The sequence below is a fragment of the Oceanobacter sp. 3_MG-2023 genome (genome assembly GCF_030688925.1).
Classification (GTDB): domain Bacteria; phylum Pseudomonadota; class Gammaproteobacteria; order Pseudomonadales; family Oceanobacteraceae; genus Oceanobacter.
The window spans coordinates 98,089-124,535 of record NZ_JAUYVX010000004.1 but is presented as its reverse complement, the minus strand read 5'-3'; the positions used below and the strand labels follow the sequence as shown (position 1 = coordinate 124,535).

Genomic DNA, 26,447 nt, shown 5'->3' with positions numbered 1-26,447 from the left:
ACGATCCACCATAAAACGCGGCAGTATAGGCAGCCAATGGCTGGATTGACACAACCAGCGGGCATAACCGATGAACCGGATTACTGGCGATCTAACGGTCGTTGGTTGCCGCTGTTGTCGTCGCCAGATAGTCCTCCAGCTGTCGCTCTCCATCGCTGCCAAACAACAGTTGACTGATCCGTGCCAAGGCCGGTGACTGTGCCAGCGCCGCTTTGCCCAGAGTCAGCTCCAGCATGGTACGGCGACGCAGAAAGTCTTCCAGCCGGGTGACCATTTCCAACCGCGCTGCCAGGCGCACTTCTGCCTCGCGCACGTCGTCACCATCCAGCATGGGCTGCAGCCATTCCGGATGGTCAGCCACATCCACCAGTAACTCAAAGGCATCGGTACCGTAACGTCGCCACCAGCGTTGTGGCAGGGTCTCCCGACCGTGTTCACACCAGTGCTGATCCAATCCCTGTGCGGTTGCCTGATGCCAGAAACCTTCCCGGCGGCGCTCGTCCGGTTCTCCAAACCAACGATCCGACAACGGTTGCAGTGATATGCCTAACGCGCACAGTCGCTCGTGAATTTCTTCGCCGACGTTAATACAGTCGGTCAGCTTGCCACCAAAAATACTGAGGTAGCTGGGATCTGCGCTCTGATCAATCGCATGTTTGCGTGACAGGTTCAGCCAGTCGTTATCCCCACGGTCGTCCTGCTGGCTTTCCGGGGAATCAGGAGCCGGACCAACCACCACCAGCGGCCGGACCCCGCAGCGTTCAGAGATGACATCGGCGATTGTCAGAGGCTGAGGCAGGTTCAAGCGTTGATTGACGTTATCCAGCACAAACTGGCGATCCGAATCAGTGACCACCGCCTCAGGCCGCTTAACCCGGGTATCCGTAGTACCCAGGCAGGTCTTGTTGCCCATGGGAATCATAAAAAACAGTCGGCCATCGCTGGCAAAAAATGCCAGTACCCGGTCTTCTTCCACCAACCGGGGAACAATCAAATGAATGCCTTTGGAATACACATGATGATGATTCATCGATTGCTGACTGTGCTGGTTATAATCATCCACCCACGGTCCTGTTGCATTCAACAATACACGGGAGCGAACCCGTGTTTTCTCGCCGCGGTACTGATCAACAGCCCAGGTGTGCCATTCGTCACCCACTTTTTGCGAGCCTGCAGAAGCCGTATAGTTGGCCACCACGGCCCCTTGTCGAACGGCTGTTCGAATAAAATCAAATGTCAGGCGAGCGTCGTTATCCACCAGCCAGGCGTCGGAATATTCCAACCCACCTTGAGCAATATCGGTGTTGATCAGTGGCTGACGTTGCTGCAAACGCCGTCGGGACAGGTATTCCGGCTTTAATGTGACACCGCGTCCAAACCCCCAGTACAACAAGGCACCCAGATATACCATCCAGGCCGGTTTGCGGAATCCTTTGGGTACTGTTGTCAGAAAGCGGATTTCCCGAATACGGCTGGGAAATCGCTGCATCAGGCGATTGCGACTGCGGCACAGTTCGTTCACCAGCGCCACTTCACCACTTTCCAGATATTTGATCCCGCCCCATACCAGGTTGGAGCTGTTGGCACTGGTGGCACTGCCAACGTCATGGGCATCAATCAGTGCCACCCGCGCACCATGGCTGGCCAAGGCCGCTGCGGATACAGCACCGTTAATGCCACCACCAACGATCAGTACATCAAAGCACTCACCATCCAGTTGTTTCAGAGTATCTTGTCGCAGGGTCACACGTTTTTCCTTATTGGCAGCAGGGCGTTTATTCCAGCACCACACGCTGCACGGCTTTTTGCCAGCCAGACAGCAGGGCCGTTCGCTGTGGCTCGCTCATGGTGGGTGTAAAGGTCGCGGTGCATTGCCACAAACGGGTAAATTCGTGGGTATCACCGTAGAGGCCGACAGCGCGTCCCGCCAGATACGCCGCTCCCAACGCGGTGGTTTCCAGCAGCGCCGGACGCAAGACTTCGGTATCCAGTACGTCGGCAAGAAATTGCAGCAACCAGTTGTTTGCCACCATACCGCCATCCACCCGCAATGACGTTGGCCGAATGCCTTCTTCTGCCATCACCGCAAACAGGTCGGCGGTCTGGTAACACACGGCTTCCAGTGCCGCCCGGGCCAGTTCGGCCTTGCCGGCCCCACGGGTCAGGCCAACAATGGCGGCACGGGCATCACTACGCCAGTAAGGTACACCCAACCCGGTAAAAGCGGGCACCAGGTAAACGCCTTTATTGCTGTCCAGTGCGCTGGCCAATCGTTCGGTATCGGACGCCCGTTCGATAATACCCAGTTCATCTCGCAGCCATTGCACCGTTGCTCCGGCAACAAAAATGGCTCCTTCCAACGCGTAGGTACGCTGGCCATCCAGCTGCAAGGCAACCGTGGTCAGTAATCCATGACTGGAGCTCAGGGGTTGGGTACCGGTATTCAGCAGCACAAAACACCCAGTGCCGTAGGTGCTTTTGACTTGCCCCGGTTCAAAGCAACACTGGCCGACACTGGCGGCCTGCTGATCACCGGCCACACCGGTAATGGCAATGTCTTCAGCACCGGTAAAACACGCCAAGGCGGTGCCAAAATCGCCAGAGCAATCCTGTACCTGTGGCAGCATCGCCGCGGGAATACGAAACAGCTCGAGCAGTTCTTGATCCCACTCACCCCGATGAATATTAAACAGATTGGTACGGCTGGCGTTGGTGGCATCGGTTACGTGCCGCTGGCCACCAGTCAGCTTCCAGATCAGGTAACTGTCGACCGTCCCGAACAGCAGTTCACCGCGTTCGGCCCGTGCCCGGGCACCTTCCACATGATCCAGAATCCAGGCGGCCTTGGTGGCCGAAAAATAGGGGTCAAGGCGTAGGCCAGACCGCGCCTGAACGTATTCATCCCCGACCTCTGCCCGCAGCTGATCACACAGCCGGGCGGTACGCCGGTCTTGCCAGACAATGGCCGGATAAACCGCTTCACCACTGTGCTTGTCCCATACCAGGGTGGTTTCGCGCTGATTGGTCATACCGATTGCGGCGACCTGACAGCCTTGTTCTCTGGCAGCGGCCAGCGCTTGCTGTACCACCGCACAGGTACTCTGCCAAAGATCATCAGGATTGTGCTCAACCCAGCCATCATCCGGATAATGCTGGGGAAATTCCTGCTGTGCCGTGGCAAGGGTTTGCAACTGCTGGTCAAAGACAATGGCCCGCGTACTGGTGGTGCCCTGATCGATGGCAAGAATACCTAAACGGTTGCCCATGTCATTCTCCCGTAACACCTTATTATATTGATCATCTGACCATACCAGTCGCTGTCACCAGGATACAGCCTGAGTCCGCCGAACCGTGGCATAAAATCGGCTCAAAAATATAACAAGTATTTGATTTATAAAGATAATTCAAGAATCAGCCGCACTTGATACGAAGCGACACAAGCGGACACTCCCGGTACCAACCCACCTCTGGCGATGCAACAGCCAGATACAAAAACGCCTCCCGAAGGAGGCGATTAGGTGGTGCGGCAATCACTGACAGATCAGATATGTTCAACCTGATCAATTTCATATTCCACAGTACCACTTGGAATCTTGACGACAACGGTGTCGCCTTCTTCCTTGCCAATCAACGCACGCGCTATCGGCGATGACACCGAAATACGGTTGGCCTTGATATCGGCTTCATCATCACCAACAATTTTGTATTTCACTTCTTCATCGGTATCGACGTTAATAATGGTAACGGTCACACCAAACAGCACCTTGCCGGTACGAGGAATGGAGTGAATATCGATCACCTGGCAATTGGATAGCTTGCCTTCAATTTCCTGAATCCTGCCTTCAATAAAACCCTGCTGCTCACGGGCTGCGTGATACTCGGCATTCTCTTTGAGATCGCCGTGTTCACGGGCATCCGCAATCGCCTGGATAACGGTCGGACGATCAACACTTTTCAGGCGTTGCAACTCATCGCGCAATGCCTTTTCCCCTTCTAGGGTCATAGGAAACTTCTGCATTTGCATTGACTCCTGATAACTTGGTTTATTGGCCGATGCTGGCATGCAGATCTTGCAGACGATGAACGTCTTTCAGACCTTCTGAACGCAGCGCTTCCACAATCGCTTCAGCACCTGCCAGTGTGGTGGTGTAATACACCTTGTGTTGCAATGCGCTGCGACGAATATCTGCTGAATCTGCAATAGCCTGGGCACCGTCTGTGGTATTGACGATCAGGTCGATGCCATCGTTCTTGATGGTGTCGACAATGTGCGGCCGGCCCTGGGTCACCTTGTTGATACGACTGGATGGCACTCCGGCCTCTTCCAGTACCCGTCGGGTACCGTCGGTACAGACCAGTTCAAAGCCGCATTCCACCAGCCCACGAGCAACCGCCACCAGACCGGCCTTGTCAGCTTCACGAACCGACAGGAAAGCAGTGCCACCTTCTGGCAAGTCTGCTCCGGCTCCCAGCTGAGCCTTGAAGAAGGCTTCGCCAAAAGTGGTGCCCGCTCCCATGACTTCGCCGGTCGACTTCATTTCTGGCCCAAGAATCGGGTCAACACCCTGGAACTTGTTGAACGGGAATACGGCTTCCTTGACGGAGAAATACGGTGGAATAATTTCCTCCGTAAAGCCCAGTTCCGCCAATGTCCGCCCCATCATGACCTTGGCAGCAACAGCGGCCAGCGATACACCGATACACTTGGAGACAAAAGGCACGGTACGTGATGCGCGAGGGTTCACCTCAATCACGTAGATTTCACCATCCTGCCAGGCCAACTGGGTATTCATCAGACCGACAACTCCCAGTTCCAGCGCCATGGCTTTCACTTGTTCGCGCATCAGGTCTTGCACTTCAGCCGGCAAGCTGTAAGGCGGCAGTGAGCAGGCGGAATCCCCGGAGTGAATCCCGGCCTGTTCAATGTGTTGCATGATGGCACCAATCACGACCTGTTCGCCGTCACAAACGGCGTCAATGTCCACTTCAATGGCGCGATCCAGGAAGTAATCCAGCAGTACAGGGGAATCGTTGGAAACCCGTACTGCTTCGTTCATATAGCGGCGCAGGGATTTTTCGTTACTGACGATTTCCATCGCACGACCACCCAGAACATAGGATGGGCGCACAACCAACGGGTAACCGATTTCGGCGGCACGGGTGACAGCTTCTTCCGGAGAAGTCACGGTGGCGTTAACCGGCTGTTTGAGACCCAGACGCTGGATCATTTGCTGGAAGCGCTCGCGGTCTTCTGCACGGTCAATGGCTTCCGGCGAGGTACCAATCACCGGCACACCACAGGCTTCCAGTTCGTTGGCCAGTTTCAATGGCGTTTGGCCACCGTACTGGACAATGACACCCTTGGGTTTTTCTTTCTCGACGATTTCCAGCACATCTTCCAGGGTTACCGGTTCAAAGTACAAACGGTCAGACGTGTCGTAGTCGGTCGATACGGTTTCCGGGTTACAGTTGACCATGATGGCCTCGTACCCTTCTTCCTTCGCTGCCAGCGCCGCGTGTACGCAGCAGTAGTCAAACTCGATCCCTTGGCCAATCCGGTTAGGCCCGCCACCGAGTACAATAATTTTGTCACGATCGGTCGGATTCGCTTCGCACTCTTCCTCGTAGGTCGAGTACATGTAAGCGGTATCGGTCGAAAATTCAGCCGCACAGGTATCAACCCGCTTGTAAACCGGGCGAATATTCAATTTCTGGCGATGCTTGCGGAAGGCTTTTTCAGAAATGCCCAACAAGGTTGCCAGGCGTTGATCAGAAAAGCCTTTGCGTTTCAGGCGATAGACAGCGCTGGCATCCAATGCCGTCAGGCTGCTGGCAGAAACGGTGGCTTCGTCCTTGATCAGGTCTTCTATCTGTATCAGGAACCAGGGATCGATTCCGGAATACTGGTAAATCTCATCAATGGTCAACCCCATGCGGAAAGCATCACCTACGTACCAGATACGTTCGGCACCCGGCGTGACCAGTTCGGAGATCACTTTGTCGCGAGCTCCTTCGTCTGCCGGGTTTACCTTGGGATCCAGGCCGGATGCACCAACTTCGAGACCACGCAGGGCTTTTTGCAAGGATTCCTGCTGGGTACGGCCAATCGCCATCACTTCACCCACGGACTTCATCTGGGTGGTCAGACGGCCATCGGCCTGAGGGAATTTTTCAAAGGTAAAACGGGGGATCTTGGTAACCACATAATCAATCGACGGCTCGAACGATGCCGGGGTTGCACCACCGGTAATATCATTCTGCAATTCGTCCAGGGTGTAGCCAATCGCCAACTTGGCTGCCACCTTGGCAATCGGGAAACCGGTTGCCTTGGACGCCAGTGCCGAAGACCGGGATACCCGTGGGTTCATCTCGATCACGACCATACGACCGGTTTTTGGATCCATACCAAACTGCACGTTGGAACCGCCAGTTTCAACGCCGATCTCACGCAGTACCGCCAACGAGGCGTCACGCATGATTTGATATTCTTTGTCCGTCAGGGTTTGTGCCGGTGCCACAGTAATGGAGTCACCAGTGTGAACCCCCATGGCATCAAAGTTCTCGATGGCACACACAATAATACAGTTGTCGTTTTTGTCGCGCACGACTTCCATCTCGTACTCTTTCCAGCCAATCAGTGATTCATCGATCAACAGTTCGCTGGTTGGCGACAAGTCCAGACCACGGGTACAGATTTCTTCAAATTCTTCCTTGTTATAGGCGATACCGCCACCGGTGCCACCCATGGTAAAGGAAGGACGGATAATACAAGGGAAACCCAGTGATTGTTGTACTTCACGGGCTTCTTCCATGGTGTGGGCAATGCCCGCACGTGGACACGCCAGACCAATCTTTTTCATCGCCTGGTCAAAGCGATCACGGTCTTCTGCCTTGTCGATGGTATCGGCATTGGCACCGATCATTTCCACGCCGAACTGTTCCAGAACGCCGGCTTTTTCCAGGCCGAGGGCACAGTTCAAGGCGGTTTGACCACCCATGGTCGGCAACAACGCATCCGGGCGTTCTTTCTCGATAATTTTGGCCACCGCTTCCACGGTGATCGGTTCGATATAGGTCGCATCCGCCATCGATGGATCGGTCATGATGGTGGCGGGGTTTGAGTTGACCAGAATGACGCGGTAGCCCTCCTCGCGCAGGGCCTTACAGGCCTGGGCGCCGGAGTAGTCGAATTCGCACGCCTGGCCAATCACAATGGGGCCAGCGCCGATGATCAGAATGCTGTTGATATCAGTACGTTTTGGCATTACTCAGTCAGTCCTGTGGTTATCCGTTGGCCTTGGCTTTGGCGGTTTCAATCAGATCAATAAAGTGGTCGAACAGCGGTGCTACGTCACGAGGGCCAGGGCTGGCTTCAGGGTGTCCCTGAAAGCTGAACGCGGGCTTGTCGGTACGGGCAATGCCTTGCAGCGTGCCATCGAACAGTGACTTGTGGGTTGCCTTGAGGTTATCAGGCAACGAACTTTCATCGACCGCAAAGCCGTGGTTCTGACTGGTAATCATGACCTTGCCGGTGGCCAGATCCTGTACCGGGTGATTGGCACCGTGATGGCCATGACTCATTTTCAACGTGGTTGCACCGGAAGCCAGTGCCAGCAGTTGATGCCCCAGACAAATACCGAATACCGGGATGTCGGTTTCCAGGATTTCCCGGATCGCTTCTATGGCGTAGGTACAAGGCTCCGGGTCACCCGGGCCGTTGGACAAAAAGATGCCATCCGGATTCATCGCCAGTACATCGGCGGCTGACGTTTGTGCCGGTACAACGGTCAGTTCACAACCGCGCTCGGCCAACAGGCGCAAGATGTTGTACTTGACGCCAAAATCGTAAGCGACAACCTTGAATCGGGTTTCGCTCTGTTCGCCATAACCTTCTCCCAGAGTCCAGTCGGTCTGGGTCCACTGGAAGGGTTCACTGACTGTGACTTCCTTGGCCAGATCCATCCCTTTCAAACCGGGGAAAGCCTTGGCTTCGGTCAGGGCCTGTTGTTGGCTCTCGTCACTCCAGGCATCTTCCGCTGCAATCAGACAACCGTTCAGAGACCCTTTTTCACGCAGGATACGGGTCAGGCGGCGGGTATCGATATCCGCCAGTCCGACCACGTTGTTGGCGCGCAGGTATTCATCCAGTGCTTGTTCGCTGCGAAAGCTGGAGGCCATTAATGGCAAGTCGCGAATAATCAACCCTTTGGCGGCAATACCAGCGGACTCAACGTCTTCGCTGTTGGTTCCGTAGCTGCCAATATGTGGGTAAGTGAGTGTAACAATCTGATTGGTATAGGACGGGTCAGTCAGGATTTCCTGATAACCGGTCATGGACGTGTTGAAAACAACCTCTCCAACAGACGTTCCCAAAGCACCGATACTGGTGCCCTTAAACAAGCTGCCGTCTTCAAGAGCTAGAATGGCTGGCGTAGACAAAACTGTATCCCCGAGCAAAGAAAAACAGGCGAAGCGAGGTACTAGGCAGGTACCCCATGCGTAAAAAAGCGGAATGCTGATCCGCTCATCGGCATTCCGCTAATTTCAGAAATTTTGTAATGGTCGGTGACTTCTGCAGGAGAAGCTCCGAGCTTTGATTAACCGGGAATTATACGCAAAAGACGCTTTTATGTCCATGGCGCTGAAGGTGTTCCGGGCGGTGTTCAGGTTATCTGCCCGGAATTCTGATAAAGCCCTTTTACATAACCGGAAAACACACCAGCCAGAACTCGCTTACACATTGTTACATACAATTTGAAACGGTATTTTGCTTCCAGAAACAGGCGATTTATTTACATAGTGACTATGGGTAGCCAGTTGCTGGACAGCTTGTCAGTTTTTTGCCGCGTATTCACCCGTACGGTACAGGCATTCCTGTTTGGCTTCAGGCGCGTAATGATAGAACACAAGAATGAGGGATTTTCATGCCTGTTGCTGTTGATGGTCGCCGACGGCTTGCTCCGGAGGAGCGCAAACGGTTACTACTCACACACGCTGTTGAGGTTTTTTCCCGGCGCGGTATCGGTCGTGGAGGCCATACAGATATCGCCGAATTGGGAGGGGTATCGGTAGCCACTGTTTTTAATTATTTCAAAACCCGTGACTCCCTGGTTATCAGTGTCCTGGATGAAATCGCCCGCTTTATGCTGGCGATGGCAGAAGAGGCTTTTACTGCAGAAGCAACCCCTCTGGCGCGCATTCGTGACTACTTCCAGCGCTTTTTACAAGCGTGTGAAGAACAGCCGGATTACATCAAGGTCTGGCTGGAATGGAGTGCATCACCAAGAGAAGTCGTCTGGCCTCGCTATTTGACACTGCAGTCAGAGTTGCTGCAGCAGTTATCCACCCAGATAGAAGCTGCCATCAGACAGGGTGAGCTGGAGCAAGGGTTAGCCGCAACAGAACGGGCCCGTTGGTTATGGGGTAACAGCCAGATGCTGACCGGGATGATGTTTGACCCACAAGGAAAACCCGACGATATCCATCGCATCGTCGATCAGGCGCTGGATCATTTACTGCGAGTAAAACACCAGCGAACCGAAAAGACTGCACGACCTGCCACGGCCGCCATGACGGCCTGAAAACCAGAGCCAGCCGAGTATCACAGGCAACCAACAATATCCGGTTGCCTGCTCTCACAGTCAGAAACCCAGCACATCCTGCATATCGTACAAACCAGCCCCCTGAGTGGGAATCCACAGAGCTGAACGCACCGCACCTCGAGCGAAGGTCATACGGCTCTGGGCTTTGTGAGTAACTTCAACCCGTTCACCTTCGGTAGCAAACATGACCGTATGATCCCCTACCACATCACCCCCACGAATGGTTTCAAAACCAATTTGCTTGTGCGGACGAGCACCGGTTTGGCCTTCCCGGCCGTAGCAGGCTACTTCTTTCAAATCCCAGCCCATGGTTTCTGCCACCACTTCTCCCATACGCAGAGCGGTACCGGATGGCGCATCGACCTTATGACGGTGGTGCATTTCAACCACTTCAATATCGCTCTCTTCGCCCATCACCTTGGCTGCCATACGCAGCAAATTCAGGCACAGGTTAACCCCTACCGAATAATTCGGGGCAAATACCACACCGGTGTGTTTTGCCGTGTCGGCCAGGATGGCTTTTTCAGCGTCACTGAAACCGGTTGTACCAATCACAATGCATTTGCCGTGGTGCTGGCAAAAGGCCAGGTTGGCCAGTGTCGCGACCGGGGTCGTAAAATCGATCAGCACATCAAACTGGTCAGCCACTTCGTCCAGGCTGGCGACGGCTGGAATACCCAGATCTTTCCCCAAACCGGCAATTGCGCCGGCATCAATGCCTAACATTGGGTCGTCGTGGCGTACAATTACGGCACCAATATCTGCGCCTTCCGCGGCATCAACAGCCTGAATCAGCACTCGTCCCATACGTCCGGCCGCACCGGTAATGGCAATTCGTGTCATGGTTGAATTCCTGATAAGAAAAAGCCCGAGGTGGCACAAGGTGCAACCGCGGGCTGTATTTGAATGTCAGCTTTTAATGGCCTCTAACGCCATTTCAAACGTCTTCGAAGAACCGTTTCACACCTTCAAACCAGCTCTTTTTTTGCGGCGCGTGTTTTTCGCCTGTCAGTGATTCCTGGAACTTCATCAGCAAGGCTTTTTGTTCATCGTTCAGGCTGACAGGCGTTTCAACCTGCACTCGACAGAGCAAATCACCGGCACCACCACCACGTACTGGCGCAACACCCTTGCCTTTCAGGCGGAACAATTTACCGCTTTGGGTTTCAGCTGGAATCTTCAGGCGTACCCGTCCATCCAGTGTCGGCACTTCCATTTCGCCACCCAATGCCGCATCCACAATACTGATCGGCACGTCGCAATAAAGATTGCGGCCGTCGCGATGAAACAGTGCATGTTCGCGCACACTGACCTGAACATACAGGTCACCAGCGGGTCCACCCATGGCGCCAGCTTCGCCTTCGCCCGACAGGCGAATACGGTCACCGGTATCCACACCTGGCGGAATCTTAACCGACAGGGTTTTGGTTTCTTCTTTTACACCACGGCCATGACAGCTGGTACACGGATCTTCAATGATTGTGCCCTGGCCATGACAGGTCGGACAGGTTTGCTGCACCGAAAAGAAACCTTGCTGCATCCGCACCTGGCCAACCCCATTACAGGTAGGACAGTGTTTCGGAGTGGTACCTGGTTTGGCACCACTGCCGTGACAAACTTCACAGCTGACCAGTGTTGGAATCCGCACTTTCTTTTCGACACCGCGAACGGCTTCTTCCAGCGATAATTCCATGGTGTAGCGCAGGTCAGAACCACGCTGCGGACCACCACGGCCACCGCCGCCAGCACCACCAAAAATATCGCCAAACACATCGCCGAAGATATCGCCAAAGCCTGCAGCACCAGCACCGCCGTATCCGCCACCACCCGCATTGGGATCAACCCCGGCATGACCGTACTGGTCATACGCTGCGCGTTTCTGGCTATCATTCAGGATTTCGTAGGCTTCCGTTGCCTCTTTGAATTTGGCTTCGGCATCCTTGTCATCCGGGTTACGGTCCGGGTGATATTTCATGGCCAATTTACGGTAGGCCTTCTTAAGGTCCTTGGCATCAATATCTTTTGATACACCAAGAATCTCGTAATAATCTCGTTTGGACATCGTCTTTCTTGCCTCAGATGGGAGCTATTGATCCAGCCATGTGAGACGCAAGACGGGAGTCAGCCCACCAGAGGTTGGCTGACTCCCGTCTCCCATCTGTCGTCTTACTTGTCTTTGACTTCTTCAAATTCAGCATCAACGACATCGTCATCCGCTGAAGAAGAGCCTGCATCAGCAGCACCGGCTTTTTCAGCTTCGGCCTTCTCGGCATACAGCTTTTGCGCCAGCGTACCAGAAGCTTCTGTCAGAGTGGTGGTTTTAGCTTCAATGTCAGCCTTGTCATCACCTTTCAGTGCTGCTTCAAGTTCAGTAATCGCTGTTTCAATGGCTGTTTTTTCTTCTTCCGTTGCCTTGTCACCGGCTTCTTCCAGCGTTTTCTTGGTCGCGTGGATCATGCCATCGGCGGTATTACGAGCCTGAATCAGTTCTTCAAAATGTTTGTCCGCTTCCGCATTCGCTTCAGCGTCCTGAACCATTTGTTCAATCTCTTCATCGCTCAGGCCAGAAGAGGCCTTGATCACAATCGACTGCTCTTTGCCGGTCGCCTTATCTTTGGCGCTAACGTTCAGAATACCGTTTGCGTCGATGTCGAAGGTGACTTCGATTTGTGGCGTGCCACGTGGCGCAGGCGGAATATCAGCCAGGTCAAAACGGCCCAGTGACTTGTTCTGGGCAGCCTGTTTACGCTCACCCTGTACTACATGGATCGTTACGGCAGTCTGGTTATCATCTGCAGTAGAGAACACTTGTGATTTCTTGGTAGGAATCGTGGTGTTCTTGTCGATAACCGGTGTTGCCACACCACCCATGGTTTCGATACCCAGAGTCAGAGGAGTAACATCCAACAACAGTACATCTTTCACATCACCAGACAGAACCGCACCCTGAATCGCAGCACCAACGGCTACCGCTTCGTCCGGGTTAACGTCTTTACGTGGCTCTTTACCAAAGAAATCGGCAACGCTCTTCTGTACCAGCGGCATACGGGTCTGACCACCGACCAGAATCACTTCGTCAATTTCACTGGCACTCAGACCAGAGTCTTTCAGTGCCATGCGGCAAGGATCCAGTGAATTCTTGACCAGCTCTTCCACCAGGCTTTCCAACTTGGCACGCGTCACTTTGACGTTCAAGTGCTTGGGACCAGTGGCATCCGCCGTAATATAAGGCAAGTTCACATCGGTTTGCTGACTGCTGGACAATTCAACCTTGGCTTTTTCAGCGCCTTCTTTCAGACGTTGCAGAGCCAATGGATCGTTGTTCAGGTCGATGCCGCTGTCTTTCTTGAATTCATCCGCCAGATATTCAATCAGGCGCATATCGAAATCTTCACCACCCAGGAAGGTGTCACCATTGGTGGCCAGCACTTCAAATTGTTTCTCGCCATCCACATCAGCGACTTCGATAATGGAGATATCGAAGGTACCACCACCCAGGTCATAGACAGCAACAGTCCGGTCGCCACCTTCCTTGTCGATGCCGTAAGCCAGCGCCGCTGCGGTTGGTTCGTTGATAATACGCTTGACTTCCAGACCGGCAATTTTACCGGCGTCTTTGGTTGCCTGACGCTGGGAGTCGTTAAAGTAAGCAGGTACGGTAATCACTGCTTCGGTAACGCTTTCGCCGAGATAGTCTTCAGCGGTTTTTTTCATTTTTTTCAGGATTTCAGCAGACACCTGTGGGGGAGCAAACTGCTCGCCACGTACTTCAACCCATGCATCACCATTGCTGGCTTCCATGATTTTGTACGGTACCATTTTGATGTCTTTCTGAACCACATCATCCTTGAAGCGACGACCGATCAGACGTTTGACCGCAAACAAGGTATTTTGTGGGTTTGTAACGGCCTGGCGCTTGGCAGATTGACCAACCAGTACTTCTTCGTCAGCGTAAGCGACGACAGACGGTGTAGTACGATCACCCTCTGCATTTTCAATAACTCTGGTCTTATCGCCATCCAGGATCGCCACACAGGAGTTGGTGGTTCCCAGGTCAATACCAATAATCTTACCCATGATAAATCTCTCCAAAACTCGAGCAGTGATCACTGCTTGCTTGTCTTTAACCGATTGCAACGAGGAACGTTGCGATGTATTTGCCTATGACTTGTATATGTGTCCGAAGCTGGCGCTTTCAAGGCATGCCATTAAATTTTTGCAACCTGCCATTCAGCTTGCAGAGCTGCCTTTACTCACAACAACCATTGCAGGACGTAACAAGCGACCGTTCATCAGGTAGCCTTTTTGCATCACAGCAACCACCGAATTGGGTTCGGCATCCGCGCTTTCGACCATGGTCATGGCCTGGTGGTGTTCAGGGTCAAACGGATGACCAACCGGATCGACCACATCGACATTAAACTTGGCCAGGGCCGACAGGAATCCGTTCAGCGTCATCTCGATGCCGTCACGAATGGCTTTGGTCGCCTCTTCTTCCGGTGCGGCCGCCAGGCCACGCTCCAGGTTATCCACGACGGTAACCATTTCGTTGGCAAATTTTTCCAGACCGAACTTGTGGGCTTTTTCCACGTCCAGTTCAGCACGACGACGTACATTTTGCATTTCGGCCTGAACGCGAAGAACCTGCTCTTTCAGATCAGCGATTTCTTGCTGGGCTGCTGCCAGCTGTGCTTCGACATCTGGCTGATCAGTGGCTGCCGCTTCTTCAGCCTCTCCGGTCTCAATACTGGCATCAGCTTGCTGATTTTCGTTTTGCAGGGCTTCGTCCTGATTTTTTTGCTCGTCTGACATGAAGTACTCCTCTCGTCGAAAAATGGCGCTCGCAGCTATATGGGGTTCCGCTCGTCGGATTCAAGGGTATAACCGTAAGAGAATTCAACTTGTCACTTGACAGTAACAAGTACTGTATATAAAAACACTGGTTATACATTCAGATAAAGGCGTTATTTTCATGCTCACCCATCTGTCTATTCATCAATTTGCCCTGGTTGAACATCTCGAACTGGAGTTTCAGCGCGGCATGGCCGTCATCACTGGAGAAACCGGTGCTGGCAAATCCATTCTGCTGGATGCTCTTGGTCTGGCGCTGGGTCAACGTGCCGATGCCGCCATGGTGCGACAAGGTGCTGAACGTGCGGAAATCTGCGCCAGTTTTTGCCCAACACCCAAGGCTCGTCAGTGGCTGGCTGGCCGCGATATTCCTGATGAAGAAGACCTTGTCTTGCTGCGGCGGGTTGTTTCGGCCGAGGGCCGCTCCCGCGGCTATATTAATGGCCGCCCCGCGTCTGCCAACGATTTGCGTGAGTTATCACAACATCTGATCGAGGTTCATTCCCAGCACGCCCACCAACGGCTGATGGAAAAAGACGCCCCTCGTGACATCGTCGATGCCTTTGGCAACCTGAAACCATTGGCCACCAGAGTCGCCAACTGTTTTCAGCAATGGCAACGTATGAAAAAACGCCTGCACAAGCTGCAGGAAGTCAGTAGTGAAGTCCAGGCTCAGCGTCAATTACTCAGCTATCAGGTAGAAGAATTACGAGAATTGTCTCTCGGCGTGACGGAGTTGGCGGATCTGGAGCTGGAGCATAAGCGCCTGGCCAATGCAGAATCCATGTTACTGGGCGGACAACAGGCACTGGCCGCCAGCACAGGTGACGACGGTGACAGCCAGGGAGCAGCCCAGATGGCCTGGGTTGCCTATCAGCAACTCTTGCGTATTGATGACCAGCACACCAGCCTGACAGAAGCACGTGACTTGATGCAGCAAGCCCAGATACTGCTCGAGGAAGCAGGTCACTCGTTACGTCACTATCTGGAGCAGGTAGACATTAACCCCCACCGGCTACAGCAGGTAGAGCAACGTCTCAGTGATATTTTCAGCATGGCACGCAAGCATCAGATCCAACCGACCGAGCTGTACGATCACTGGCAGCAGCAAGAAGCCGCACTTGCCGAACTAAGCATGTCAGACGAAGACCTCGCAGATCTGCAAGAGCAAGTGATCGCACTGGAACAGCGCTACTTGACCGAAGCGCAGACATTGAGCCAGGCACGCATCCAGGCCGCCGCCAGGTTGGATGCCAACGTATGTGATCAATTTGATGCCATGGCACTGGGGCGCACCCGGTTTGAAACCCATATCAACCCGCTGTCACTGAGTGAAGCAGGCAAGCACGGCATCGACCAGATCCGTTTTATGGTTCAAACCAACCCGGGGATGCCTGCCGGACCGCTGGCCAAAGTCGCCTCCGGAGGTGAGCTGTCACGAATCAGCCTGGCAATTCAGGTCGTCACCGCAGCCACCAGCGATATTGCCTGCCTGATTTTTGATGAAGTAGACGTTGGTATTGGCGGTGGCACCGCTGAACGGGTGGGTCGCCTGATGCGTGCTCTTGGTGAACGCGGCCAGGTCATGTGCGTCACCCACCAGCCCCAGGTGGCGGCGCAAGCACATCAGCACTTTATGGTCAGTAAGATTTCTGGCGATGAGTACACTCACACGCGTATTACAGAACTCGGCGACACCCAACGGACTCAGGAAATTGCTCGTATGCTGGGAGGTGTTGATATCACACACAGCACCATGACTCATGCCAAAGAGATGCTGGCACTGGTCAAACAGGCGTAGCGCTGGCTGACAAAGCAATAAAATGATACGGCCCAGCATGAATATTCATTAACCGGGCAAGATCACAGCACCGCCAACCGTCAAATAATCAGAGCGGCAAACCACACAGAAGCGCTATCAGAGAAAGGAAAACAGGCAGCAACGACGAATGTCGTCACCGATGTTACAGAGGCTTCGGCACAAAGGCACAAATCTGCCAACGACCGACGTTGGTAAAAAGCGGCCAAGGCCGCCATATCTGGGGAGACACATCACAGCCCCCTCATCTCCCCTATAAAACCAATGTCATCATCTGACATTGGCCAATACGGATTACTTCTTCTTGCGGATATAAAGCACCAGGCTGTGATCAACCAGGTCGTAACCGTGCTGTGCTGCAATTTCATGCTGCAACCGCTCGATTTCTTCATTGGTAAATTCAACCACTGTGCCAGAATCAACATCTACCATATGGTCGTGGTGACCTCCTTTATCCAGCTCAAACACAGAATGACCACCATCAAAATTATGGCGAGTCACCAGTCCAGCGCCCTCAAACTGGGTCAGCACCCGATAAACAGTTGCCAGCCCAACATCTTCACCTGCCTCAATCAATGATTTATAGACATCTTCAGCACTCAGATGCGCTTCCGGATTACATTCCAGAATGCTCAAGATTTTGATTCTTGGCAGAGTGACTTTCAGACCTGCTTTACGCAACTCCAGATTTTGATCGGACATTGCAACCCTCGAATATTTCACAGCGACTTGGTTCATCAGGTATCATCGTCCATCAATGCAAAAACGCAAACCTCCGGACGAGACAACAGCTGAATGATGCGAGCGACAATTCTGACTTTTTTACTTGGTTTTGCAACCCTTTCCGGCTGCGTTTTCCCAGGTGTACACAAGCTGAACATTCAGCAGGGCAATATCGTCACCCAGGATATGCTGGATCAGCTACATGCTGGCATGACGGCGCACCAGGTTGAATTCGTGATGGGCACCCCGGTACTGCAAAATCCATTCAACAGCCAACGCTGGGATTATATCTATACGCTGGAAGAGCGTGACGAAATCACCAAGCAATATCACATCCAGGTATTTTTTGATGATCAGGGCAATTATATGAACTACACCGGCACGCTGCCCAACGCGACGTTCTCGGAACAGAGCCAGCTGGATTCTCTGCCCCAGGAAGAAACCTCCGTCAATACCATCCCGGTCGAACTCACCCAGTAATGCGTCAAAATCACGCCAGGGCAAGCAGGCTACGCCTTTGCCTTGGCGGCACGATTGGCTCGCGCCTGCTTCGGGTCGATAATCAGCGGACGGTAAATCTCAATGCGGTCGCCGTCCTGAACCGCCTCAGCCAAATTTCTCACCGCCTTGCCAAAAATACCCATTTTGGCGGACTCCAGATCCAATGAAGGAAATTCCCGCTGAATACCAGAGAGACGGGCAGCTTCCAGCAAACTACTCCCGACAGGGACTTGCACCACCAGAATCCGCTGTTTTTCCGGCAACGCGTACGCCACTTCAACCGTTATTGTGTCAGCCATACACCACCTGAGCTCGCTTCACAAACGAATCAACCATCATATTAGCCACCTGTTTGAAGGCGACCCCCAAAGCAACACCGGTCAGTTTGTTTGCCACTTCAAATTCCATATCCAGGGATACCTTGCAGGCTTCCTCCGACAATTTTTGAAAATGCCAAATACCATGAAAACGGGTAAATGGGCCGTCCAGCAGCTCCATTTCCATCCGCTCCGGCTTGACCAGACGATTGTGGGTACTAAAACTCTGATTAATGCCAGCCTTGGCGATCGTCAGCCGAGCCTTGATAAAATCCTCACCCTCGTCAATCACCTCAGTCTGTCGACAACCATCCAGAAACTCCGGATAGCGGCGAACGTCATTCACCAGATCGAACATCTGCTCTGCACTGAACATCACCAGCGCACTGCGCGTAATGGTGGTCATGATACCTCTTGAATAAAGTTGAAAAACCGCTGACTTAACCGCCGCCAAGGCAACATCGAGACCGTAAACCATTCATCAAAAACAGCCCAACAGCCACGGGCAACAGACAACCCAGCCAACAAAAACTGCGCAAAGAATACCACTGAGTGGCAATAAAATGTTAGCTGAGAGAAACCCCTGCGTGTGGCCTTCCATTCTTCCACGCCAAAGCTCCTTGATAAAAAACACGCCATAATGACCCGTTCACCACTGGCCAGCGAATGTTCCCCAGGCTGGCAACGCAGTCAGAATCCAGATCCCAATCAACACCTCACACCACTCATACCGGTTTTATCTGAATTCATGTTATTCTCCTGACCAACCTGTGGCTGTATTGTTAAAAATTCTTCAGCTGTATCAAGTTGAGAACAACGCCAAAAACAGACGCTGATGCCACAGCATCCGACCAGACAAGTCCCACACCGCCCAGAGACATTCCTGTTGACAGTATGAGTACCAAAAAAAAGCCAAAAGCCGCCAGCTCGACCATCGCCTTGAACAAACGGGCTCGCCATGACTATTTCCTTGAAGACAAGCAAGAAGCTGGAGTGATGCTCAGCGGCTGGGAAGTCAAAGCACTGCGAGAAGGCAAGTGCCAGCTACTGGATTCATACGTCACCTTCCACAAAGGCGAAGTGTGGCTCACCGGCGCACTGATTACGCCGCTGAACCAGGCATCCAGCCACATCATTGCGGAACCCAGACGAGAGCGCAAACTGCTGCTCCACGCCCGTGAAATCGAACGGCTGGAGCAAAAAGTACTGGCCAAAGGCTATACCTGCGTCTGCACCGCCCTTTACTGGAAAGGCCATCGCGTCAAGGCCGAAATCGCCCTGGCCAAAGGCAAACAGTCCCACGACAAACGCGCCGCCAGCAAGGACCGCGACTGGGCCAAACAAAAAGAACGCATCATGAAACACTCGGTACGCTGATTTATCCTGTTTTCCAGGTACTGGTTCGATAGGTACTTGGCAAAACCCACGGATAGACGTATAGTTCCGCTCTTGCTACGCGAAATACTGCGTTGCCACAACAGTCAGAACATTACCTGCAAGGGAACCTGGCCGATAAAAAAGCCTATGGGTTTCTGACTGGACAGAAGGGCTGTTGCCCTGGGCTCACAAGCCTGAACAACACCGATTTTGGGGATGATCCGGATTCGACGTTGATTACAAAGCTAGTGGTGCATGCCGAGAGGGTAAGACGATCTCGTAAATCAAACGTTTTACATTTATATAGTCGCAAACGACGAAAACTACGCACTAGCTGCTTAATTGCAGCTTACCTCTGAACCCCGGTGCCTATAACAGGGGGACGAGGGCTAAGCCCTATAGGATCGCTTGGATGCTTCGCTCGGAGTTGAAGAGTTAAAACCAATCGAGCTCGTTCTGAACGCCCTGCCCCTCGGGCCGTGACGAACTAAATGAATAGAGACGGCTAAGCATGTAGATCTCCTAGTGGAGGATTGGCGGACGCGGGTTCAACTCCCGCCATCTCCACCAAATACGAAACCCCAACTGTTATCAGTTGGGGTTTTTTATTGCCTGTACCCCGCGCTACAGGTCCTATGAGGAAGGCCAAGAGCCTTTACGATAAAAAATGACCACTACCAAACACCTTATTCAGAGCTAAGCAGTTTGCACAAAATATAACCCCTACGGAAAGAGTTTGTGCGGATCAGCCAACCAGAAAAAGGCAATACAAGCCCAAGCATCAGATCTCCGGCTCATGCTTGTGATTTCATGATTGCAATAGCCTTCCACGCAGCATAGACATTGTCTTTGAATCTGACCTGTATCAAGACTGCCTTACTGGCCGGCGTTATCCTGAATGCAGTCACCAAGGAGATTTACATGCCGATAGAAGCCCATGACCTGCACCACGATTTTCCAGAGTTGAGTGAACAGATTCGTGATTTGAAGATGAATGACCGTCATTTCGCCAAGCTGTTCGAAGAATACGATGTGCTGGACAAGGAAATACGCCATATAGAAGAACAAAAAGAAGCTGCTTCTGATGAACGTCTTGAAACGCTGAAGGTGCGTCGTGTTGCACTGAAAGACGAGCTTTACACCATGCTGAATCAGGCCGTTGATAACGCCTGATAGTGCTGGCCCGCTCCCCGACTCTGACTGACGTATCTCTCAGTCTCCGGCTAACGCCTCGCTTTTGCGGGGCGTTTTTGATGGTGACCCCAAACCAGATCCAAAATATCGGATGGCAGGCTTTTGCTGATACCTGTGGCTGCGCGCTTTATATATAACACCCAAATGCACTTTAACTTAACAAGCCGTCTCTCCGCCAGCATCACAGCCTGACGGCTTGCCTGCATGATGGTCCGATGCATCCGGTTCCTCTTGAATGGGAGTGTCGGAAGTGTCCGGTTGTCGGGCAAGCGCTTTCAGGCGTTTGCGCGCCGCTCGCCGTGCAGCAAAGAAAGCCGACAGCATCTGGCCACACTCTGCCGCCATCACACCACTCTCAATCTGGAAGGTATGGTTAAAGACAGGATTAGCGGCTAACGGTATGGCGCTGTGAACTGCACCGGATTTCGGTTCAGATGCCCCATACACCAGACGTTCGATACGACTGTGAACCAACAAGCCATAACACATGGTACAGGGTTCCAGGGTAACGTACAGGCAAGCACCACTGAGCCGGTAGTTACCAATGGTGGCGGCAGCTTCACGTATTGCCAGCATTTCGGCATGGGCACTGGGGTCAAGATCGGTAATCTGGCGATTACGTCCACGACCAATCACCTGACCATTCAGCACAACCACGGCACCGACCGGTACTTCACCATCGTCAGTAGCGGTTTGCGCCAAGGCCAGCGCCAGGGTCATGGCTTCTTCATCACTGCTGATCAGCGATTGTGATGACATCGGCCTATGACTCACTGATTTTGCCTGCGGCTGTTATTTCTCTCACGACGGTTATTAAACCCATGGTTTGGCGTCTGTACTGTTAAAACAGGCAGCATGATACCCACTGCCTAATCGAAAGCCAGTACCGTTTTGATGCGCCGTTTTTCGTGTTCAATAATCCGCCTCAAGACGGTTTGTGCCAGCAAGCCTGTGATCGCGCCCACCATACCGGCAACCGTTGACAAGATGGCTTTGGAAATACCAGCCGCCATGGGTTTGGGGCTACCGGCACCGAGTTGCACCATGACATCAAATACTTCAATCATGCCTGTGACCGTCCCCAGCAAACCCAGCAGAGGACAAATAACAATAAACATCCGGATAGTAGTGAATCCTGCATCCAGCCCCATCGTCAAACTGGCCAGCAGTTCCTGATGAATCTGTCGAGAGATCCAGCTGTGTTTACAAGAACGGGAACACCATTCCTGCTGTGCAATGGCGCATCGGGCCGGATGCACTGCCACCACATACAAGGTGCGTTCGATCAGGTACGCCCAGAGTAAAAAGATAACCGCCATAATGGGGTAAATCACTTCACCGCCGCGTTCCAGAAACAAGCTGATTTCTTCCATTAGCGCAGACTCCGGCATGCTATTGAAGTCATCAGCTTATCGTGTTGGCAAAACAAATAATCAGGTTGTTGGGCCAGCTTTGAAGTACATCAAACCTGACGGACAATTCATCAGATCGTCATTCGTTTGATGAGGCAGTGTCATGTATCGGGCTTATTATCCGCCAGATTTTTTCACCGTAAAACCACGCCGGGTCAGCTCAGACATCAGCAAATCACGCTGCTCCCCCTGAATTTCAATAACACCATCCTTGAGTACACCACCAACGCCACATTTCTTTTTCAGCTCTTTGGCCAGTGTCTTAAGCTCGGCTCCGATCAGCGGCACTCCGGTTACCAGAGTCACGACCTTGCCACCACGCCCTTTGGTTTCTCGTGCCAGACGCACAATCCCGTCACCCTGGGGTTGCTCTGGCTCTCCGCAGCGACACTGTGCCACGGCTTCCCGACATGCGGGGCAGGTACGTCCAATTTCAGTGGAATAGACCAGTCCACCGCTGTTTTTTTGCTTGGCCATGTGATTCCTCATTGTTGCTACCGCAACGCTAAATCATTCACAGCCATTCGGCAAATCAACTTGCCGCAGAGCTGGCACTGCTCGATAACGTTGCCACAGGAAATGTCAGCATCACCTGGGTACCGACCCCCAACTCACTATCAATGGTCAAATCCCCACTATGATAAGCCATCACAATAGCGACCTCAGCCAACCCCAAGCCGTTTTCCGGCACTCCCCAATCCGCATGGATCCAGCTGTTCACCGCGGTAGCATCCATGCCCTCCCCGGTATCCCGGATGGATACACATACCGTGTCGTTCACGGTTTCGAGGCGAATGGTTATCTTGCCCGACTCACTTCCAAGGGCTTCACGGGCATTGGCAAGCAGCTGCCGAAATGCCAGACGAACCTGACTCTCAACACATTCAATTCCGGGGATAGGCGTTGTTTCAATTACCAGGTTGATACGTTCATTGAACGACTGCTCCGCGACCACCTTCTGCATCAAGGCAGCCAGATCCAGGCTCTGTCGAGGCTCTGGGCTGGCCAGAACATGTAGTTCGTTGATTCTCCGGTGGACTTGCTCCAGATTGGTTCTGAGCCTGACCAGCTGGCCCGGAGGATGATCGCGACCATCGGATGCCAGCCATTGCTTCACTTGCTGCTCAGACTCGGCCAGTGGCTGGTTGGATTCTTCTGTAATGGCCGCAACCAGATACCCCAACGATGCCATTTGCTGCGAGTGAGACAACAGTCGCTGGGTACGCTCCAGTTCATCAAAACGCTGCTGCAGCTGGCTCTTGCTGTTTTTTAACGCCCTGTTACAAGCCTGCATCTCATGTTCCAGCACTTGCTGCTCTTGACGGGCGTTTTGCTCCTCTTGCTGGCAACGCCGCAGCTCCGCTGCTGTAGACGTTAACAAGTAATTGATCTTGCCCGTTAATGCCTGCAATTCACACAGCCTTTCCTGACATATCACCGGGGGCTGCTCAGTACAACCGGGTACAATCCCCTGGAGTTGCCGAATCAGCTCACCCAGCGGGCGAGTCAGTCGCTGATAGAAAATCACCACCAGCGCCAGCACCAGCAAAAGGTTACGTACCACCTCCAGTGCCATGGTCATCGCTGCTCGTTCTCGAAACTCGGTATGAATTTCACGCTTATCAATCCAGACGGTCAAACTGCCTATTTTTTCAAAATGTGCTTCCACCAGATTATTGCCGAGCAGGTCGACTGTTTTTTCCAGCAAGTAAGGCTGCAGCAGATCATTTTTCAGATCATCAGCCGACAGTCCACGCCGCTGGCTATAACCAGACAAGTCATCGTCGACATACACTGACACAATGGAGCGATCCAGCATCAACCCTTCAAAAATCAGCTGAACGGCGGTGTTATGGTATTGCTGCAGTGCCAATGCCAGCTGATCGCTCTGATACACCAGCAAGGTATCCAGATTGGTCTGAAAACGTTCTTTTTCTATTAGATAATCGATGCGAATTTGTACTGCACTGAACAGCACACTGAGAACCAAGCTGCATATAAGAATGTAGCCTGTCAGTTTACTTGCTGCTGAAGGAAATTGAGGTATCACAGTTGCCATTGCCTGATTCCGCTGGTTCTACCTGAGTATAGCCGCCTCCGCTGCCGCTGTTTGGAGCGGACACTCGGCAAAAACGACACTGCATCACAACACTGGCCTGCTAATCCAGTGGCAAAGCACTGCGATCGACCACCTTACGCATTACAAAACTGGAATGAACACCGCTGACACCTTCAATACGAGTCAGCGTTCCAAGCAATAATTGCTGAAAGGCTTCCATATCACGGACAATAACCTTGAGTACATAGTCTGCCGACTGACCGGTAATCAGATAACACTCCAGTACTTCAGGGCAAGCATCCACCGCAGCCTCAAAGGTAGCAAATCGTTCCGGTGTATGTTTGTCCATATTAATATGTATCAACGCCAGCAAATCCAGGCCCAGTTTTCGGGCGCTGACATGAGCACGATACCCTTCAATCACGCCGCTGTCCTGCAATGCCTTGACCCGGCGAGAACAGGGCGAGGGAGACAAGCCAACCTGATCAGCCAGTTCCAGGTTCGACAAGGCTCCATGCTGCTGCAACAGCGCCAGAATACGCCGATCGGTACGATCCAGAACAACCAGGTCACGAGCAGATCGACTCATGCAAATCTCTCCATCAATATCTTTGAGGAAGCCGCAGAAAAAGCATCTTTTACCAAGCCTAAAAGCAACTCAGCAATTTATCACCAATAATTCAAGATATAGAACAATATTCACAAAAACAACCGTGCAAAACCACAACAATTAACAATCTTTCATCCCGTACTTCACTTTACACTGTACCCAGTTTCATCACAGCAATCTGAATACCAGTACGGAGCCACCATGAGTCATCATAAATACAGCAACCCGGACTTCAATCCGGAAAAATACCCGCGTTTTCCTGTTATCCGGAAAAGCGATCGCCGCTGGCCCAATGCGGAAATCAAGGCGGCTCCGCTGTGGTGCTCTGTCGACCTGCGTGATGGTAACCAGGCGTTGATTGAGCCCATGAACGTTAGCCAGAAACAGGCAATGTGGCACTTATTGGTTGATATGGGCTTCAAGGAAATTGAAGTCGGCTTCCCTGCTGCATCACAACCGGACTTCGATTTTGTCCGCTGGTTGATCGAAGAAAATCGTATTCCGGATGATGTCACGATCCAGGTGTTGGTACAGGCGCGTAATGATCTGATCGAACGCACCTACGAAGCCCTTGATGGTGTGCGCCGCGCCGTGGTCCACGTGTACAACTCAACCTCTCCGGTACAGCGCCAGAAAGTCTTTAACCTCGACAAGGCCGGTATCATCGATATTGCCCGCAAAGGCGCTGCCAAGGTACAGCAAGTCGCACGGGACTATCCGGCAACAGACTGGACCTTCCAATATTCACCAGAAAGCTTTTCCGGTACGGAAGTCGACTTCGCCGTCGAGGTGTGTAATGCCGTCATTGATGTTTGGCAGCCCACTCCCGAGAAAAAAATCATCCTCAACCTTCCTGCCACGGTTGAATCGGCCATGCCCAATGTATTTGCTGATCAAATTGAATGGTTTTGTGATCATGTTGAAAAACGCGATAGCCTGTTAATCAGCATCCACACCCATAACGACCGGGGTTGTGCCGTAGCCGCAGCGGAAATGGCCATTCTGGCCGGAGCCGATCGTATAGAAGGCACCTTGCTGGGCAATGGTGAGCGCACCGGGAATATGGATATCGTTACCATGGCCATGAACCTCTATAGCCAGGGCATCGACCCGCAGTTGGATATCAGCATGGCTGACGACATTATCAGCACCGTCGAAGCCTGTACCAATATCAAGACCCATCCGCGCCACCCCTGGCTTGGAGAACTGGTATATACCGCTTTTTCCGGTAGCCACCAGGATGCCATCCGTAAATGCCTCGCCGTGCAAACAGCGAGTGAACACTGGGATGTCGCTTATTTGCCAATCAATCCGGAAGATATCGGTCGCAGCTACCAGTCTGTCATCCGGGTCAACAGCCAGTCGGGCAAAGGAGGAGCCAGTTATTTGCTTGAGCAGGAAATGGCCATCACCTTGCCACGCTGGGTACAGATTGAACTGGCCCAACCTGTGCAGGCATTGGCTGAACGCAGTGCCAGCGAACTGCAAACCGACGATATCGTCAGCTTGTTCCGCCGCACCTTTATGACCAGCCATGGCCAGTTGCAACTCGACAGCTACACCCTTGAAGGCAGTGGCAGCCAGACCGCCGTTCAGGCTTGCCTTAACGACGGCAGCAACCTGATCAGCTTGCACGGGCACGGCAACGGTGCGATCAGTGCCTTTACTGACGCCATCCACCGCGCATTAGGTGTGTCGGTCCAGATCGTGCAATTTGATGAGCAATCATCCGGTGAAGGTTCGGATGCCGGGGCTGTCGCCTTTATCCAGGCCAATATCAATGGCCAACGCTACACTGGCGCGGCAGAAGACGAAGACACATTAAGCGCCAGCATGAATGCCGTTTTGGCGGTGGTGAACCAGTCTATCGCCCAGTAGTCTTCGAGAGAACAGCATCGGTGCAAAACTAACGACTGCAAGGCTTGCACCGGTGCTGTTCTCTACTGTCTTTTGTATAACTAACTAACGTATCACCGACAGCC

General features: G+C 52.7%; 22 protein-coding genes, 1 other RNA gene and 1 pseudogene. 7 read left to right on the top strand and 17 right to left on the bottom strand.

Annotated features, from left to right (window positions below; all coding sequences use genetic code 11):
- Positions 1–91: 91 nt before the first annotated feature.
- The 5 genes from Q8W32_RS05215 to carA form a co-directional block, all read right to left on the bottom strand.
- The gene (locus Q8W32_RS05215; RefSeq protein WP_305413987.1) at positions 92–1,747 is read right to left on the bottom strand and encodes a glycerol-3-phosphate dehydrogenase/oxidase; all 1,656 of its coding nucleotides are present in this window, start codon (positions 1,745–1,747) and stop codon (positions 92–94) included.
- Positions 1,748–1,775: 28 nt separating this feature from the next.
- Positions 1,776–3,266, bottom strand: coding sequence for a glycerol kinase GlpK (gene glpK, locus Q8W32_RS05210; protein ID WP_305413985.1), 1,491 nt, complete (start codon positions 3,264–3,266; stop codon positions 1,776–1,778).
- A 275-nt stretch (positions 3,267–3,541) separates the two neighbouring features.
- Positions 3,542–4,018: a transcription elongation factor GreA gene (greA, locus tag Q8W32_RS05205; RefSeq protein WP_303431858.1), complete on the bottom strand. Its 477-nt coding sequence runs from the start codon at positions 4,016–4,018 to the stop codon at positions 3,542–3,544.
- A 25-nt stretch (positions 4,019–4,043) separates the two neighbouring features.
- A complete protein-coding gene (gene carB, locus Q8W32_RS05200; protein WP_305413984.1) occupies positions 4,044–7,265 on the bottom strand; it encodes a carbamoyl-phosphate synthase large subunit in 3,222 nt (1,073 codons plus the stop codon).
- Between the two features lie 19 nt (positions 7,266–7,284).
- Entirely contained in the window at positions 7,285–8,439 is a 1,155-nt protein-coding gene (gene carA, locus Q8W32_RS05195; RefSeq protein ID WP_303431856.1) for a glutamine-hydrolyzing carbamoyl-phosphate synthase small subunit, read from the bottom strand.
- 485 nt (positions 8,440–8,924) lie between these two features.
- Here carA and Q8W32_RS05190 point away from each other — a divergent pair, with 485 nt between their 5' ends.
- Positions 8,925–9,581 carry a TetR/AcrR family transcriptional regulator gene (locus Q8W32_RS05190; protein ID WP_303431855.1) on the top strand — a complete coding sequence of 219 codons (657 nt, stop codon included), beginning with the start codon at positions 8,925–8,927 and terminating at the stop codon, positions 9,579–9,581.
- Positions 9,582–9,641: 60 nt separating this feature from the next.
- Here Q8W32_RS05190 and dapB read toward each other — a convergent pair whose 3' ends face one another.
- The 4 genes from dapB to grpE form a co-directional block, all read right to left on the bottom strand.
- A complete protein-coding gene (dapB, locus tag Q8W32_RS05185; RefSeq protein WP_305413983.1) occupies positions 9,642–10,445 on the bottom strand; it encodes a 4-hydroxy-tetrahydrodipicolinate reductase in 804 nt (267 codons plus the stop codon).
- A gap of 94 nt (positions 10,446–10,539) precedes the next feature.
- Positions 10,540–11,664, bottom strand: coding sequence for a molecular chaperone DnaJ (dnaJ, locus tag Q8W32_RS05180; RefSeq protein ID WP_303431853.1), 1,125 nt, complete (start codon positions 11,662–11,664; stop codon positions 10,540–10,542).
- Positions 11,665–11,768: 104 nt separating this feature from the next.
- Positions 11,769–13,679 carry a molecular chaperone DnaK gene (gene dnaK, locus Q8W32_RS05175; RefSeq protein WP_303431852.1) on the bottom strand — a complete coding sequence of 637 codons (1,911 nt, stop codon included), beginning with the start codon at positions 13,677–13,679 and terminating at the stop codon, positions 11,769–11,771.
- Positions 13,680–13,832: 153 nt separating this feature from the next.
- Positions 13,833–14,414, bottom strand: coding sequence for a nucleotide exchange factor GrpE (gene grpE / locus Q8W32_RS05170; RefSeq protein ID WP_303431851.1), 582 nt, complete (start codon positions 14,412–14,414; stop codon positions 13,833–13,835).
- A 160-nt stretch (positions 14,415–14,574) separates the two neighbouring features.
- Here grpE and recN point away from each other — a divergent pair, with 160 nt between their 5' ends.
- On the top strand, positions 14,575–16,254 hold the full coding sequence (recN, locus tag Q8W32_RS05165) for a DNA repair protein RecN (RefSeq protein WP_305413979.1): 1,680 nt from the start codon (positions 14,575–14,577) through the stop codon (positions 16,252–16,254).
- Positions 16,255–16,566: 312 nt separating this feature from the next.
- On the opposite strand, the gene fur is transcribed toward recN, so the two are convergent.
- Positions 16,567–16,974, bottom strand: a complete 408-nt coding sequence (fur, locus tag Q8W32_RS05160; RefSeq protein WP_303431849.1) for a ferric iron uptake transcriptional regulator — start codon at positions 16,972–16,974, stop codon at positions 16,567–16,569.
- A gap of 93 nt (positions 16,975–17,067) precedes the next feature.
- Here fur and Q8W32_RS05155 point away from each other — a divergent pair, with 93 nt between their 5' ends.
- Positions 17,068–17,475, top strand: coding sequence for an outer membrane protein assembly factor BamE (locus Q8W32_RS05155; RefSeq protein WP_303431848.1), 408 nt, complete (start codon positions 17,068–17,070; stop codon positions 17,473–17,475).
- A gap of 29 nt (positions 17,476–17,504) precedes the next feature.
- Here the strand turns inward: Q8W32_RS05155 and Q8W32_RS05150 are convergent, their stop codons facing one another.
- Together Q8W32_RS05150 and Q8W32_RS05145 are read right to left on the bottom strand one after the other, a co-directional pair.
- Complete coding sequence (locus tag Q8W32_RS05150) at positions 17,505–17,795, bottom strand: RnfH family protein (RefSeq protein WP_305413978.1); 291 nt, start codon at positions 17,793–17,795, stop codon at positions 17,505–17,507.
- Positions 17,788–18,219, bottom strand: a complete 432-nt coding sequence (locus Q8W32_RS05145; RefSeq protein ID WP_303431846.1) for a type II toxin-antitoxin system RatA family toxin — start codon at positions 18,217–18,219, stop codon at positions 17,788–17,790. The genes Q8W32_RS05150 and Q8W32_RS05145 overlap by 8 nt, the downstream gene beginning before the upstream one ends.
- A 488-nt stretch (positions 18,220–18,707) precedes the next feature.
- Between Q8W32_RS05145 and smpB the strand changes: the two genes are divergently transcribed.
- From smpB to Q8W32_RS05130, 3 genes are all read left to right on the top strand, one after another.
- Positions 18,708–19,190: an SsrA-binding protein SmpB gene (gene smpB, locus Q8W32_RS05140; RefSeq protein WP_303431845.1), complete on the top strand. Its 483-nt coding sequence runs from the start codon at positions 18,708–18,710 to the stop codon at positions 19,188–19,190.
- Positions 19,191–19,402: 212 nt separating this feature from the next.
- Positions 19,403–19,760: a transfer-messenger RNA gene (gene ssrA, locus Q8W32_RS05135) on the top strand.
- 351 nt (positions 19,761–20,111) lie between these two features.
- A complete protein-coding gene (locus Q8W32_RS05130; protein WP_303431844.1) occupies positions 20,112–20,363 on the top strand; it encodes a YdcH family protein in 252 nt (83 codons plus the stop codon).
- A 294-nt stretch (positions 20,364–20,657) separates the two neighbouring features.
- Here the strand turns inward: Q8W32_RS05130 and tadA are convergent.
- The 5 genes and pseudogenes from tadA to Q8W32_RS05105 all read right to left on the bottom strand — a co-directional run.
- Positions 20,658–21,143: pseudogene (tadA, locus tag Q8W32_RS05125) on the bottom strand (tRNA adenosine(34) deaminase TadA); the annotation flags it as partial.
- A 110-nt stretch (positions 21,144–21,253) separates the two neighbouring features.
- Positions 21,254–21,757, bottom strand: a complete 504-nt coding sequence (locus Q8W32_RS05120) for a MotA/TolQ/ExbB proton channel family protein (RefSeq protein ID WP_303431843.1) — start codon at positions 21,755–21,757, stop codon at positions 21,254–21,256.
- A gap of 156 nt (positions 21,758–21,913) precedes the next feature.
- The gene (locus Q8W32_RS05115) at positions 21,914–22,273 is read right to left on the bottom strand and encodes a translation initiation factor Sui1 (RefSeq protein WP_303431842.1); all 360 of its coding nucleotides are present in this window, start codon (positions 22,271–22,273) and stop codon (positions 21,914–21,916) included.
- A 55-nt stretch (positions 22,274–22,328) separates the two neighbouring features.
- The gene (locus tag Q8W32_RS05110; RefSeq protein ID WP_305413975.1) at positions 22,329–23,774 is read right to left on the bottom strand and encodes a sensor histidine kinase; all 1,446 of its coding nucleotides are present in this window, start codon (positions 23,772–23,774) and stop codon (positions 22,329–22,331) included.
- A gap of 181 nt (positions 23,775–23,955) precedes the next feature.
- Positions 23,956–24,444, bottom strand: coding sequence for an Lrp/AsnC family transcriptional regulator (locus Q8W32_RS05105; RefSeq protein ID WP_305413973.1), 489 nt, complete (start codon positions 24,442–24,444; stop codon positions 23,956–23,958).
- Between the two features lie 222 nt (positions 24,445–24,666).
- Between Q8W32_RS05105 and Q8W32_RS05100 the strand changes: the two genes are divergently transcribed.
- The gene (locus Q8W32_RS05100; protein WP_303431839.1) at positions 24,667–26,343 is read left to right on the top strand and encodes a 2-isopropylmalate synthase; all 1,677 of its coding nucleotides are present in this window, start codon (positions 24,667–24,669) and stop codon (positions 26,341–26,343) included.
- Positions 26,344–26,447: the final 104 nt, after the last annotated feature.

Excerpts from the sequence above, each read along its gene's own strand:
- glpK (WP_305413985.1), bottom strand. The coding sequence starts at position 3,266 with ATGGGCAACCGTTTAGGTATTCTTGCCATCGATCAGGGCACCACCAGT.
- greA (WP_303431858.1), bottom strand. The coding sequence starts at position 4,018 with ATGCAGAAGTTTCCTATGACCCTAGAAGGGGAAAAGGCATTGCGCGAT.
- carB (WP_305413984.1), bottom strand. The coding sequence starts at position 7,265 with ATGCCAAAACGTACTGATATCAACAGCATTCTGATCATCGGCGCTGGC.
- Q8W32_RS05190 (WP_303431855.1), top strand. The coding sequence starts at position 8,925 with ATGCCTGTTGCTGTTGATGGTCGCCGACGGCTTGCTCCGGAGGAGCGC.
- dapB (WP_305413983.1), bottom strand. The coding sequence starts at position 10,445 with ATGACACGAATTGCCATTACCGGTGCGGCCGGACGTATGGGACGAGTG.
- dnaJ (WP_303431853.1), bottom strand. The coding sequence starts at position 11,664 with ATGTCCAAACGAGATTATTACGAGATTCTTGGTGTATCAAAAGATATT.
- dnaK (WP_303431852.1), bottom strand. The coding sequence starts at position 13,679 with ATGGGTAAGATTATTGGTATTGACCTGGGAACCACCAACTCCTGTGTG.
- grpE (WP_303431851.1), bottom strand. The coding sequence starts at position 14,414 with ATGTCAGACGAGCAAAAAAATCAGGACGAAGCCCTGCAAAACGAAAAT.
- recN (WP_305413979.1), top strand. The coding sequence starts at position 14,575 with ATGCTCACCCATCTGTCTATTCATCAATTTGCCCTGGTTGAACATCTC.
- fur (WP_303431849.1), bottom strand. The coding sequence starts at position 16,974 with ATGTCCGATCAAAATCTGGAGTTGCGTAAAGCAGGTCTGAAAGTCACT.
- Q8W32_RS05155 (WP_303431848.1), top strand. The coding sequence starts at position 17,068 with ATGATGCGAGCGACAATTCTGACTTTTTTACTTGGTTTTGCAACCCTT.
- Q8W32_RS05150 (WP_305413978.1), bottom strand. The coding sequence starts at position 17,795 with ATGGCTGACACAATAACGGTTGAAGTGGCGTACGCGTTGCCGGAAAAA.
- Q8W32_RS05145 (WP_303431846.1), bottom strand. The coding sequence starts at position 18,219 with ATGACCACCATTACGCGCAGTGCGCTGGTGATGTTCAGTGCAGAGCAG.
- smpB (WP_303431845.1), top strand. The coding sequence starts at position 18,708 with ATGAGTACCAAAAAAAAGCCAAAAGCCGCCAGCTCGACCATCGCCTTG.
- Q8W32_RS05130 (WP_303431844.1), top strand. The coding sequence starts at position 20,112 with ATGCCGATAGAAGCCCATGACCTGCACCACGATTTTCCAGAGTTGAGT.
- Q8W32_RS05120 (WP_303431843.1), bottom strand. The coding sequence starts at position 21,757 with ATGGAAGAAATCAGCTTGTTTCTGGAACGCGGCGGTGAAGTGATTTAC.
- Q8W32_RS05115 (WP_303431842.1), bottom strand. The coding sequence starts at position 22,273 with ATGGCCAAGCAAAAAAACAGCGGTGGACTGGTCTATTCCACTGAAATT.
- Q8W32_RS05105 (WP_305413973.1), bottom strand. The coding sequence starts at position 24,444 with ATGAGTCGATCTGCTCGTGACCTGGTTGTTCTGGATCGTACCGATCGG.
- Q8W32_RS05100 (WP_303431839.1), top strand. The coding sequence starts at position 24,667 with ATGAGTCATCATAAATACAGCAACCCGGACTTCAATCCGGAAAAATAC.